At 43.2% G+C, this 12,718-nt stretch carries 11 protein-coding genes; 2 read left to right on the top strand and 9 right to left on the bottom strand.

From position 1 onward, the window contains the following. The coding region (locus H6G14_RS27470; protein WP_190571435.1) for a winged helix-turn-helix domain-containing protein at window positions 1–546 on the top strand (546 nt) is incomplete at its 5' end. Window positions 547–567: 21 nt separating this feature from the next. On the opposite strand, the gene H6G14_RS27475 is transcribed toward H6G14_RS27470, so the two are convergent. From H6G14_RS27475 to H6G14_RS27515, 9 genes are all read right to left on the bottom strand, one after another. Then, window positions 568–1,518 carry a ParB/RepB/Spo0J family partition protein gene (locus H6G14_RS27475; RefSeq protein WP_190571437.1) on the bottom strand — a complete coding sequence of 317 codons (951 nt, stop codon included), beginning with the start codon at window positions 1,516–1,518 and terminating at the stop codon, window positions 568–570. Continuing rightward, the gene (locus H6G14_RS27480; RefSeq protein ID WP_242053838.1) at window positions 1,518–2,291 is read right to left on the bottom strand and encodes a ParA family protein; all 774 of its coding nucleotides are present in this window, start codon (window positions 2,289–2,291) and stop codon (window positions 1,518–1,520) included. The genes H6G14_RS27475 and H6G14_RS27480 overlap by 1 nt, the downstream gene beginning before the upstream one ends. Window positions 2,292–2,332: 41 nt before the next feature. Next, a complete protein-coding gene (locus H6G14_RS27485) occupies window positions 2,333–5,302 on the bottom strand; it encodes a type I restriction endonuclease subunit R (protein ID WP_190571439.1) in 2,970 nt (989 codons plus the stop codon). Between the two features lie 2 nt (window positions 5,303–5,304). Continuing rightward, the gene (locus H6G14_RS27490) at window positions 5,305–6,540 is read right to left on the bottom strand and encodes a restriction endonuclease subunit S (RefSeq protein WP_190571441.1); all 1,236 of its coding nucleotides are present in this window, start codon (window positions 6,538–6,540) and stop codon (window positions 5,305–5,307) included. A gap of 19 nt (window positions 6,541–6,559) precedes the next feature. Beyond that, window positions 6,560–7,654: a helix-turn-helix domain-containing protein gene (locus H6G14_RS27495; protein ID WP_190571442.1), complete on the bottom strand. Its 1,095-nt coding sequence runs from the start codon at window positions 7,652–7,654 to the stop codon at window positions 6,560–6,562. After that, window positions 7,647–7,976 carry a type II toxin-antitoxin system RelE/ParE family toxin gene (locus H6G14_RS27500; RefSeq protein ID WP_190571445.1) on the bottom strand — a complete coding sequence of 110 codons (330 nt, stop codon included), beginning with the start codon at window positions 7,974–7,976 and terminating at the stop codon, window positions 7,647–7,649. The genes H6G14_RS27495 and H6G14_RS27500 overlap by 8 nt, the downstream gene beginning before the upstream one ends. Before the next feature lie 163 nt (window positions 7,977–8,139). Beyond that, complete coding sequence (locus H6G14_RS27505; RefSeq protein WP_338421225.1) at window positions 8,140–9,624, bottom strand: type I restriction-modification system subunit M; 1,485 nt, start codon at window positions 9,622–9,624, stop codon at window positions 8,140–8,142. After that, on the bottom strand, window positions 9,621–11,129 hold the full coding sequence (locus tag H6G14_RS27510; RefSeq protein WP_190571449.1) for a type I restriction-modification system subunit M: 1,509 nt from the start codon (window positions 11,127–11,129) through the stop codon (window positions 9,621–9,623). The genes H6G14_RS27505 and H6G14_RS27510 overlap by 4 nt, the downstream gene beginning before the upstream one ends. 91 nt (window positions 11,130–11,220) lie before the next feature. Beyond that, on the bottom strand, window positions 11,221–11,403 hold the full coding sequence (locus tag H6G14_RS27515; RefSeq protein WP_190571450.1) for a hypothetical protein: 183 nt from the start codon (window positions 11,401–11,403) through the stop codon (window positions 11,221–11,223). 201 nt (window positions 11,404–11,604) lie between these two features. Between H6G14_RS27515 and H6G14_RS27520 the strand changes: the two genes are divergently transcribed. Further along, complete coding sequence (locus H6G14_RS27520) at window positions 11,605–11,940, top strand: hypothetical protein (protein ID WP_422394113.1); 336 nt, start codon at window positions 11,605–11,607, stop codon at window positions 11,938–11,940. The last annotated feature ends 778 nt before the right edge of the window (window positions 11,941–12,718 follow it).

Genomic DNA, 12,718 nt, shown 5'->3' on the forward strand with positions numbered 1-12,718 from the left:
GAAGAATTTGAGGCGGATGATGATGAAATAATTATTGTTGAGGATGAAGAATTTGAGGCGGATGATGATGAAATAATTATTGTTGAGGATGAAGAATTTGAGGCGGATGATGATGAAATAATTATTGTTGATGACGAAGAATTTGAGGCGGATGATGATGAAATAATTATTGATCAGGACAGTAGCTTACCCAATAAACGAAGTTATTATGGGCGTTTACCTCGTGGGATTTGCACACCTCAAGAAGATTACAAACTGCCAATCTTAAAAGCTTTAGACGATTTAGGTGGGTCAGCAAGAACTAAGACAGTACTAAGGCAAGTAAAAAAATTAATGAAAGGAACTTTAAAAAGAATTGATTATCAAAATTATATAAATCAACAAGGCTCTTATACTATCATAGAACCACGATGGCAGAAGAATGCGAAATGGGCCCGTTACCATTTAATGAAAGAAGGGTTTGTAAAGAGTAATTCTCCTCGCGGAGTTTGGGAAATTAGTAAAGCAGGGCGACAGTATCTTGCTGATAACAAAGATAACGACTAATAATTTATTTCAGCTATGTTCTCAAGAATTTATCTTGTCAGCAACGTCCTCTTCCGTAATTAAGACCTCCAGTTTTTTCAAAAGTGTCTGCACTTGTTTCCACTTTTTAGGATTCTCCCAAACCTTGGACTGAGTAATACGACGGGTAACTGCTTGAATTGTGGCTTGAGGAGTTTCCGTGTCTGTTGGTGGTTGCAGAGATTTAACTCGTTCTTTAATCTCACTGAGGGATAAATCTGCTGCGATCGCCTCTTCTAACAACGATTGTCTCTGTTCTTTATCCTTAACTCTGGCAATCAGTTGAGCTTTGGTGTAGGCAATTTTTCCGGCTTGTAGGGCTTCTAAAATTTCTGCTGGTAACTTCAGCAAAGGTAAGCGACTGGAAACAAATGATTCCCAACTTAGCTTACCCAATTCCTCGAAAACTGCCATGATTGCTTGACCTTGTTCATTGCCCAAAACGTTTTGGGCAACTTTTCCTTTAGCCTCATGTTGCATACGGTAAAGCAGGTTGGGAACTTCTGCTACTGGCATATTCAGCCGGATAGACAGGAGTTGCAGTATACCTTCTGTCTCCTCAACGGGGTTGAGGTCTTCTCGGAGCAGGTTTTCTACAAGTGCTAGTTGCAGTGCTTGTTCAGGAGTCAGTTCGCGGATGGTAACAGGAACTTCTTTGAGTCCTGATGCGATCGCAGCACGGTAGCGTCTTTCACCAGCAACTAATTCATATTGGTTTTCTTGGTCAGGGAGGGGACGAACCAGCAGATTCTCTAGAACCCCATGAGTTTTGATGGACTGGATTAATTGCTCCATCTTTACCGGATCAAAGTAGCGGCGGGGTTGACCATCAGGTAGAGAGATTGAATCGATGGGCAGTAGCAGTGGTTCTATTGACGGTTGCTCTTGTCCCATCAACACATCAATATTGGCTTTAGCTTTGTAGGGTTGTTCTGTTTTGCGGGATCGAACCATTATAATTGCTCCATTTTTTTGGCTATATTGTCTAATACTTTGAGAACTGGATGCTTGGGTTCGTAGATGGCTAAGGGTACTTGTTGTTCAGAAGCATCTACAAAAGCTGTAGCTCTGGGAATGGGATCTAAGACGAGGGCGATGTCGGAAAATTGTTCTGAGATAGCTTTGAGAGTGCGTTGGTCTTGGGAGTTGGAAGCGGCATAGCGAGAAGGAACGAACCCAGCTATTTTTAAGTTACGGTTTCCTCTCTTTTTAACTTGGGCTATAGTTTGCAAAAGTAGATTTGTTCCCTGAAAAGCTTTGTAGTGGGTTTCAATAGGTATGAGCAGGTGGCTTGCAGCGACGAGGCTGCTGTAACTTAACAATCCTAAACTGGGTGGACAGTCGATGAGGATAAAATCATATTCATGGCGAATTGGCTCAAGAGCTTCTTTCAACCGGACTTCACGAAAATCCATGTTGACCAGTTGAATTTCCGCAACGCTGAGGTTGATATTAGTAGGAGCTATATCCATCCCATGTTGGTTTTTTAGGATGAACAGTGGTTCTTCATTTATCAGCGCGTCAAAGGGAGTTTTTTCCAAGCTTTCTGGCTCAATGCCCATAAAAGACGTTAAGGAAGCCTGGGGGTCGATGTCAATCAGAAGAATTTTGTAATTATGCAATTGCAGTTGATAGCCCAGGTTCATGGTTAGGGTCGTTTTACCAACCCCACCGGCTTGATTGAATAGTGCGATTACCCGGCTCATGTAGTTACTGGTATTCTGCATCTAGTTTGATTGCCAGCATAACCTAAACCGATGCTGTTTGGTCAGTAATACTGTCTAATGTAACCATAAGCTTTTTCAAAAAGCTCCTTATCTTGGTGGAGGGCATATTTAAACAGAGTTTTTCGCAGTGCCTGCCGTACTTCCCGTTCACCAGCACTGGTTTTCTGCCACCCAGGAAAGCGTACCACTCGTACTATTTCGTCAATATCATTAACAATGCGTTCCACCATTTTGGGTGTTTGCTCATTGCGGACTTCTGAAAATAGCTCTGTCAAAGCTGCCTTACCTCGGTCTTCATCTTCCTGCGGTGGTGTGTCTTTTTCTGTCTGTAGCAAGTCACGGGCTAAGTCCAGTAAATCTTTGAGGAAAGCTACACTGTGAATTTGTCCTTGCTCATGGCGTTCTTTTAAAGCTTCTAGACGCTCTGATAAAGCCCGAAAACGGGGATTATCAATATGCTGGCGCAGCCGACGAGCAATTTGAATCTCAATTTCCTTGCCTTTCTTTCTGGGGTCTGAGGAATTTAGCACTACCTCTAATAATTCGGCATCCAGGACAATTTCTTCCAGGTCATCACGCACTGCTTCTACACGGACGTTTTGGTGGATCAGCTCAATAGTTTTAGCTCCGAGTGCGTGCCAAAGTAGTTTACCCATGCCAGTTGTCGGTTGAACGGAAATGTAAACCTGGGACAGCCACTTATAATCAGTTTCGTAGTCGATGAGCATGGGGTCAGGTGATAATGCTTCCCATAAATTAGCTAGGTAACTGTAATCGGCGGCGAAGTTATCACGCACATCATTGTTGGGTAAACAATCCTGCGCCGCGATTAGTCCTTCATAACCACTAAGGGTACGGTCTACTCCGGGGAAATAAGCTAAACATTTCTGTACTGCACCGGGGAGTTCGTTCTTTAAGGCAGTGATTCCAGAAACAACCTGCTGGAAGCCTTGCTCGTCAAAGTCTAAAGCTTGGGCAACATCATCAAATATGCCAAGATAGTCCACTACCAAACCGTGTGTTTTATTATTGCCGTAGGTGCGATTAGTCCGGCAGATGGCTTGGAGTAAAGTATGTGCTTTCAGGGGCTTGTCCAGGTACATCGCCTGGAGGATAGGTGCGTCAAATCCTGTGAGTAACTTGGCAGTGACAACCAGAATTTTTAGTGGGTCGTTGGGGTCACGGAAGCGATCTAAAAGTTTTTCTTCTTGGTCGCGGCTACGGTGATACGGTTTAAATCGTTCATCCTTACCTGTGGCGGAAATGACTATTTCGCTGGCTTCTGGGGACAGGTGTTTATCCAGTTCGGCTTTATATAAGAGACAGCATTCTTGGTCATAGGTAACGACCATGCCTTTAAAATCATTGGGAGCAACTTTGTGCTGGTAATGTTGGGCGATGTCTGCACAGATTTTGGTAATTCGGTCTGGAACTTTCACCAGCACTGCCATTTTAGAAACGGCTTTGGCGAGGGTTTCTTTATCTAAATCTGATAAGCCACCTGTTAACTCTGCATAGGCTTGGTCGATGGCATCTTTGTCAATATGCAGATCCACCAAACGCGGCTCAAAGTGTAGAGGAAGTGTAGCACCGTCGCGGATGGATTCTTCAAAACCGTAGCGGCTCATGTAACCGCGCTCATCTTCTTCTGCACCAAAGGCATAAAAGGTATTGCGATCTCTTTGGTTAATTGGTGTACCTGTAAAGCCAAACAGAAAAGCATTCGGTAATGCTGCCCGCATTTTAATACCAAGGTTGCCCTCTTGGGTACGGTGGGCTTCATCCACAAGTACAATGATATTTTCGCGCGGGTTAAGAATACCTTCTGCTTCCCCAAATCTAAAGATAGTAGTAATAATAATTTTGCGTGTGTCCTGCTTCAGCAACCGTTCTAACTCTGCGCGAGTTTCGGCTTTTACTAAGTTGGGTATATCTGAAGCGTGGAAAGTGGCACTAATTTGAGCATCTAAATCAATGCGGTCTACGACAATCAGCACTGTTGGGTTACGCAGTTGCGATCGCAGGCGCATTTTTTGAGCCGCCAATACCATTAACAGTGATTTACCTGAGCCTTGGAAATGCCAGATTAATCCTTTTTTGGGTCTACCAGCCACTACACGGTTAACAATTAAGTTGACAGCTTCGTATTGTTGATAGCGGCAGATGATTTTAATGCGACGCTTTTTCTTATCGGTGGCAAATAAGGTGAAGTGATTAAGGATGTCCAGAACAACGGCGGGACTGAGTAGAGAAGCAATGGTATGTCTGAGGGCGACGAGGCTGGCGGGGGGTGCATCATCATCCAGCCGCCAAGGCCCCCACAGGTCTACAGGCATACGGATAGAACCGTAGCGTAATTCTTTGCCTTCTGTAGCTACACTGAAGACGTTACAGGCAAATAATTCTGGAACATTTTTCTCATAGTCGTCATGCACCTGCAATGCCCCATCTACCCAGCTTACTGCTTTACGCACGGGGGTTTTGGCTTCGATGAGGACAAGGGGAAAGCCATTAACTAGCAGGACTAAATCGGCGCGGCGTTCTTCTGCCCCGGCGCGGTAAGTGTACTGGGTGGTGAGGATGTATTGATTATTTTCTAGGTTGTCAAAGTCGATGAGGCGGACGGTTGTGTGTTCGTGGTTAATTCCAAAGGGCATGGTGCGATCTGCCCGTAACCAAGAGGTAAATTCTTCGTTAGCACTGATTAGTCCATCACTGCGGACTGACAGCACTATTGCCCGTAAGCGGTAGAGGACTTCTTCTGCTCGGTTAGGGTTGGTAGCGATTTCTGGGTTAAGGCGGATTAAGGCATCACGGACAAAGGTTTCAACGAAGACTTCTTGCGGTTGGCGGGGGAGATATTGTGAGGGGAGGTAGTACCAACCGACACCGTTGATTTTTCTGTTTGTGCGTGATAGTCCAGGTTGAGTTGTTGTGGTTTGGGTCACTTTACCACAGATGATATCACGCACAAAAGCTTCGACAGTGTTGGATTCGTTGAATTTAGGCATTCTCAATTATCAAGCAGTATTTTATAAATAAAATGATGCAGTTCTGATGTTAGCTCTAAGCGTTTTTGAATCAAAAGAGATACCTCTTCTATTTTTGACATTTTTTGTATAATCTCTTCCAAAACATTGTTTGGTGGTAGCGGAACAGGAACATTACGACAAAGCTCAAGAGTTAAATTCCGTTGACCTGATGTTTTCTTTGAACGTCTATATAGCCAAGACTGAGACCATGAAGAACGCAAATACCAAGTTAACCAAATACCTAATTCGTAATTACAGGGGCGATATCGAACTATAGCTTGGTTGATATTTGACTCCGGAAAATTTATTGGAATCCTAGAAATTTTTCCTAATGGTGGGCCGACAATATTCATGAGAATATCACCAGGTAATACTATCGAACGCTCTAATTGTTGATGTCCTTCATGTGTAACGTAAGTAGGGTTTATTGTAAAATTTAATGTTCCATCAAATGTAAGGTTGTAAACCTTAATAAAAGGAATACCAGTATCTTGCTCTGTTATTTCCTTGCTGGGCGTTGCTCCTTTAGTAATAGTATCCGTAGTTAGCTCTGATATATTGACTAACTTCCACTCGAAAGGTAGCGTTAAATCTGTAATTTCTATTTGTGTTGATATCTCTTGTGGATGAATTCCACCTGATATATTTGTGAGTAATAAACTTTGAAATAGCGTATTCGCTGATTTAATAAAATGTCGCTGATTGCAGACTAAATCTTCTGATGCAGTTATTAAACTAACTATTCGTTTCTGCTCCTGTAAAGGTGGCAGAGCAAACTTAAATTTAGCAAGACTTGTCCAATTTGTTCTTGGTGAAAGTGACCCTGCTGAAGTCCCTACAGCATATTCAAAAAACCGATCAGTTTGACAAATGAACGGTAGAAGTTCAGGAAGTAGCACGTTTGGGTTAGCACTCTCAAACACATAAATATCACCAGAACAAACCCCTTCAAAATCAGCAACTGCAACCTTTCGCTGATAGGCTCGACGCTTACCAAATAAAACCTGTCCAGGTCTAAACTTGCTAGTAAAAGTTGTACCTTCAGCTACAAGTCCCCAGCGCCGAATGCGTAAATCTTCAGGGTCAATATGCTCAAGTCCGACGTATCGCTCAATACCTTCTGCTTCTGGATTAGCAGCACGGTCTTTGCTGAGGCGCACTACATCCCCAAACTTTACCAATTTCCACCCTGTTTTTAACGTATCAGCTTGTATCATCTTGCAATTAGTATACCCACTAAAAACTAAAACTCTCCTTGAAAGCATTCATCCAAGAGGGAGGAATTAAATTATCATGTTGCAGCCGACCCACTACAATAGCGGGATGAATACCGATACGCTCTGCAAAATCAGCGACATCTGCTTTAGATTTAAGTTGCGTTAATTCTCCTTCGTACTCAGGTGGTATTAAAAATTCCCGCGACCATTGATTTGCTTCGCGTTCTGGCTCCGATTCTAAACTTTCCCCACTATCCCATTCATCGAGAAAAATATTTTCTTTATCATGTAGTAGGATATGTGCTGCTTCATGAAAGAAATTAAACCAGAAGCGGTCATTGGTTTTACCGTAAAGCGAAAGTTGAATCAGTGCCTTATGGGGATTTAACCACCGGGCTACACCACTAACGTGCGCTCTCTTAATTGATGGAACTAAAACCAGCACCACCCCCGCTTCCCGACACAACTGTTGCATCTGTGGTTCAAATTCCTCCGGTGGTAACACCGTCAAAGTGCGAATTTCCCGCACTACTTTTTCAAACTTTGGTTTACTATACTTAGGACAGTCTAATTTTTCTGCTTCTATCTCACCCAACCGCAACCATCCAGAAATAGCACCAACATCACTTTGTTCTTCGCGGGTGCGACGAAAAGAAATTTCCATACCTGCGTAGTAACTTCGCCACTCCTCCGGCGAAGCCACACCGAAAAAATGTAATAAGCTTTTGACTACTCCTGGCTTATTTTTAGGAATTAAATTGCACTTGGGAATTACACCTTGGTTCATCAATTCCTTAACTGGTAACTCATCTAACCAAGATGTCCACTCCTTTAAGCGGTTTTCCTCTTCTATCCGTGCTAAACCAGCACGATATTGGGCTTCACGACTGAGCCAAAATGCTGTTGTACTCCCTAAAACCCGTTCTAGCTTCAGGGCTGTTTCTTCATTAATAGGTGCTTTGCCATTAATCAACTGGCTGATATGTTTGGTGGTGTAGCCTAATCGCTCTGCTAACTGTACTTGAGTCCAATCACGCTCTTCTAATATGTCAGCGATGGTATCACCGGGAGGAGATACCCAATCTGGAGTGAATGTTCGGGTTGTCTCAGTCATGGTAATCTCCGATGAAAACAATACAAACAGCAGTAACTTTTGACCAATCAATGCTTTCATCCTCGGTCAGAGGAACAGGGTCGTTATCAGGTTTAAATACCAGTCGTGTACCACCTTCTAGGTCTAATGCAAATTCACCTGCCCTATCTCCTTTTAAGGGATGGGGACGACCTGCAACTAATTCTGTGACACAACTAACAGCAGCAAGGTCAGCTAATCGGGTTCTTAATTTCTTGGCACAGTTTGCACCCAATTTTTTTTGCGCTAGGTTTTGTTGCTCGCATAGGTTTTGCAGTTTGCGATCGCTGAAGGTAATTTCCATTCGTGACTTGACTAATACAAGTTTACCACTTTGGTAAACAAATTTGTTATGTCCAGAGAACTTATGATATCAATAATACTTTACCGTTTTGGTAAATAAATTTTTTATACTTTAGCTAAATTAGCTTTCAGCAAGACTTTACCAGTTTGGTAAATAAATTAATTTAGAAAGAATCCAGCATATCCACTAAGCTATCCATCTCTAACCAAAAGGCTCTACTGCCCTGTTCCCAGTCTGCCCAAACTTCAGCTAGTGTTTTTACTTCCTCAGTTTGGCTATTGGCTGTTTTTTTACGCACATAAAGCGGAATAGACAAACTGTAATCTTGGGTAGCGATTTCCTCTAAAGTAGCAATTTTAGCAAAACCAGGATCATCAATGTAACTTTGATATACACTAAGAATACGTAACTGATGCTCCGGTTTAAGGATACTTTGTGCCTGGACACGGGCTACTTCATGGACTGCATCAATAAATAAAATCCGTCCTTGTCGTTCTGGTGGTTTACGGCTACGGCAAACAATAATACAAGCTTCCATTGGGGAGTTGTAAAACAGGTTTGGACCCAAACCCAAAACGCATTCCACCAAATCAGCCTCAACCAGCTTTTGCCGCATTTCGGCTTCTTCCTTGCGGAACAATACCCCATGCGGAAAGAGAATTGCACAGCGTCCCGTTGCTGGGTCAAGACTTTTTAAAATATGCTGAAAAAAGGTATAATCAGCCCTTCCTTGAGGTGGTGTCCCTAAAAAATTACGCTGCCAAGGATCACTTTGAAAGCCTTCCCGATTCCACTGTTTAATAGAGTAGGGGGGATTAGCCAGAACTACATCAAAAGTTCGTAGTTGGTCATCTTCAGTAAAAGCAGGGCGTTCCAAGGTATCACCGCGCATGACTTGATAATCATCTACACCGTGCAGCACTAAATTCATGCGGGCAATAGAAGCGGTCATGTGGTTGCGTTCCTGTCCGTAAAGCTTGAGGGTACGGTGTTCTCCACCTGTGCGCTTCACCTCAGTTAATGCGGAAATCAGCATTCCTCCTGTACCGCAGGTAGGATCATAAATGCGATCGCCTGATTTCGGTGCAAGCATTTGTACCATTAAATGTACAACTGTACGGTTGGTGTAAAATTCTTGGGCTGTATGTCCACTGTCATCAGCGAATTGTTTAATTAAATACTCGTAAGCATTACCCAATTCATCTTCAGGAACATTGGCTAGGGACAGCACCACTGTAGAGAAATGTTCTAGCAGATTTTTAATGATGTAATCAGGTAAGCGTTCTTTATTTGTCCAGGGGGCATCACCGAAAATCCCATCTAAGCGACCGGGGTTAGCGGTTTCAATAGCCCGCATGGCATCGTTTAAAGCTTTACCAACATCCTTAGCAACAATGCGGACATCTTTCCAGTGAGATCCATCAGGGATAATAAAGCGATCATTAGCAGTGTCACGAGCATAATTAACATCATCTGTGTCAGCTAAAGCCCCTGCAAAATCCTCATCCCAAACATCAGATAGTCGCTTGTAAAACAGCAAGGGAAAAATATATTGTTTGTAGTCACCGGCATCAACTAACCCACGTAAGATGGTGGCTGCTCCCCACAGATAACTTTCTATAGCTTGTTGTGTAATTGGTTGGTTCACTCCAGCCACCCCCCTTCCAGCATTACTTGGTGCAAATGTTCCTCAGCTTCCCGGCATTGTACCAAAGCATCTTTAAAAGATGCGATCGCTTCATCTAAGGGTGGAATATCTGCTCCTATGGGCGGTAAAACATAACGGGAGATGTTCAGTGTCCATCCTTCCTGTTCAATTTCCTCCAAAGAAACCACCCGCGCCCGGTCTTCTACATCTGTAAATTCTTCATACCAACGTAGAATTTCAGCAGCGTGTTCTGGTTCTAAAAAGTTTTGGGCGCGTCCTTTGCGGAACAGGGTTGAGGCATCAATAATTAATACCTTACCTGCACGGGCTTGAGCTTTACGTTGACGCAGTACCAGTATACAAGCAGCCAAACCAGTGCCGTAAAACAAGTTTGGTGCTAGTCCAATTACCGCCTCAATCATGTCCATTTCCAGCAGGGTGCGTCGAATCTGTCCTTCCACCCCACTACGAAATAATGCACCTTGGGGTAACACAACTGCCATCCGTCCATGTGGCTTGGCCATTGACTTGACCATGTGTTGCACCCAGGCGAAATCACCACTACTATCTGTAGGCAGACCAGCGAAAGCACGTCCCCAAGGGTCAGTTTCCCAAACTTCCCGTCCCCATTTTTCTAGGGAAAAGGGAGGATTAGCAATTACTACATCAAACTGAGCTAAACCGCCTGTGTCGGGGTTGGTAAAAACAGGGTTACGCAGAGTATCACCGCGTTCAATGACAAAATCCTCGACTTCGTGAAGGAATAAGTTCATGCGAGCAGTAGACGCGGTGGTTAAGTTTTTCTCTTGCCCGTGTAACTTACCAAAGAATGTTCGTGCATCGCCCCCTTTATTACGTACATGGGCAACAGCAGCCAGTAACATTCCTCCTGTGCCGCAAGCTGGGTCATACACTGTTTCACCTTCTTGGGGGTCTAACATATCCACCATCAGATGTACCACACTGCGCGGTGTGTAAAATTCCCCAGCTTTATTTTTAGTGGTATCAGCAAACTTTTTAATCAAGTATTCGTAAGCATCGCCCATGACATCGTTGTGGACGCGCTTGTTAGTCAGGTTAAGTCCTGAGAAATGTTCAATTAAGTCTTTTAACATTTCATCAGACAGCTTTTCTTTGTTTGTCCACTGAGCATCACCGAATACACCATACAGATGTTTTTGATTGGCAACTTCAATGTTACGCAGGGCATCTTGTAAAACAGTACCTACATTAGTAGCAGCATCACGCACCTCTTGCCAGTGGCTACCTTCAGGAATTTGAAAGCGGTGTTCGTCGGCGAAATGTTCTCCGTATTCTTCAATCATTTTTTGACGTTCTTCGTCCCAAACGTCACAAATGCGCTTGAAGAACAGCAGTGGCAGAATGTAACTCTTCCAGTCAGTGCGATCCACGGGGCTTCCACGCAAAATATTGGCTGCTTCCCATAAATGGGATGACAACTCAGATAAGGTGATGGAAGAGTCAAACAGCGTTCCCTGAATCATGTTATACCGTACTGAAAATTAATGATGGCGAATAGTGGAGATTGAATCTAACTATTTAACATTGCTTACTCTAAGGCAGAAAGAGCGATCGCTACTCTTCGGGCTTCAAATTATGTCTTTTAATTATTTCCTGATTTTCTGGCTTATTGAGCCAATCTTCTATAGCCTCAGCAATGCTATCACTGAGGTTTTTATCTTTGAGGGCTACTACTGCCCGAAATAATCGGTTTAGCTCTGGAGAAAGATAGCCCCGTAATTCTTTCTTTTCACTCATCAACCTTGCACAGCATACAACCGCTTAATTTTTGCATAGCTTTTTAGGATATTTTGATTTAGCTGTTTATCCTATTATCCGATTATCCTATTTCGGCTGTATGATAGTGAGTGTTGCACGTTGCAACGAAGAAGCGATCGCACCCAGCGCCAACCGGAAAAGCGATCGCCTATATTTACCCCCTAATTGGGAGACTAATAAATGATGACACAGAGTATTACTCAACAGACAATAGCGATTGCGCGGAGCGCAGTGCCGGAGGCAATAGCACTTGAAGAGGGTGCAAGTACAACTCAAAACTTTTTATCAGGTGTTAACCACCCCACACCGAATCAAACTGATTCCCAAGTAACCCCAACCCCACAAAGAGAACCCATCAAACATACGCTGATTGGTTCTTCTCAAGCTGTGGTGGCTACAATTCGTAGCCTGCACCAACTTAGATATGCTGAGGTTGGTGATTGGAGTCCTCTCTTACCAACTGGTAACACAGGTGAAGTTATGAGTATTTTAGTGAGATCCATTCTGGTGCAGTAGCTGTGCAATTCATGCCCCCAACTTACTGGGGGTCATTATGTCTTGGTTGGCGCGGCTGTTGCGCTCCCACAAGTGACTGATACTCAGACCTGAGAAATAATTATAACTAACCTATTGGGCGATGTTTTTAAAGGACGAAATGCCCATGTTGTTGAGATATCAGACAACCCAAAGCAGGTAGTAAATGAAGATATTAGCCTGATTTAATAGTCTGAAGTAGCTTTTCATGCTACCCTAGCAAGGGTAACAGTACAAATACAACCATTCTCAATCGATTTATCAAGGAGGCTAAACCGACCAGAACAACAACACTATATTCAGATAGTCAGAATGTTAAGGCGAGCCGTTAGACATGACTGTTGGCGTTTAGTAGTTGACTTGCCGGTCTCTACACCAACTTGTTTAGAGCTAACGAAAACTTGTGAATCATTACGATTCAAAATGACTCGTCACGACTCGACCCTTGTTTGCAATATTAGCACATAAGGGACGGAATAATATGCCTTTTTTTTGGACAAATTGTAAAAAAGGCATCTAGCACTACAATTTCTCCCTACTTGAGATTTGAAGCAGGTGTGACAATAGCTACTTGAAGGCAAATAACTAGGGATGATTTTACGGCTGGATGCCTCGTAAATGAGGAGAATGTCGTGAATATTGAATTTTCAGAGTCAAAAGCAGCTTTCTTTTTCCCTAATATGACACCAAGGGTTTATTTCTGCCTGCTTAAACCTTTAGATGTTGATTTTAAGCATTACACAAACAGATTTAACAGTTT

The organism is Nostoc parmelioides FACHB-3921 (assembly GCF_014696625.1).
GTDB classification, from domain to species: Bacteria; Cyanobacteriota; Cyanobacteriia; order Cyanobacteriales; family Nostocaceae; genus Trichormus; species Trichormus parmelioides.

Coding starts and splice junctions, on each gene's coding strand:
- H6G14_RS27475 (WP_190571437.1), bottom strand. CDS start 1,518: ATGGTTCGATCCCGCAAAACAGAACAACCCTACAAAGCTAAAGCCAAT.
- H6G14_RS27480 (WP_242053838.1), bottom strand. CDS start 2,291: ATGCAGAATACCAGTAACTACATGAGCCGGGTAATCGCACTATTCAAT.
- H6G14_RS27485 (WP_190571439.1), bottom strand. CDS start 5,302: ATGCCTAAATTCAACGAATCCAACACTGTCGAAGCTTTTGTGCGTGAT.
- H6G14_RS27490 (WP_190571441.1), bottom strand. CDS start 6,540: ATGATACAAGCTGATACGTTAAAAACAGGGTGGAAATTGGTAAAGTTT.
- H6G14_RS27495 (WP_190571442.1), bottom strand. CDS start 7,654: ATGACTGAGACAACCCGAACATTCACTCCAGATTGGGTATCTCCTCCC.
- H6G14_RS27500 (WP_190571445.1), bottom strand. CDS start 7,976: ATGGAAATTACCTTCAGCGATCGCAAACTGCAAAACCTATGCGAGCAA.
- H6G14_RS27510 (WP_190571449.1), bottom strand. CDS start 11,129: ATGATTCAGGGAACGCTGTTTGACTCTTCCATCACCTTATCTGAGTTG.
- H6G14_RS27515 (WP_190571450.1), bottom strand. CDS start 11,403: ATGAGTGAAAAGAAAGAATTACGGGGCTATCTTTCTCCAGAGCTAAAC.
- H6G14_RS27520 (WP_422394113.1), top strand. CDS start 11,605: ATGATGACACAGAGTATTACTCAACAGACAATAGCGATTGCGCGGAGC.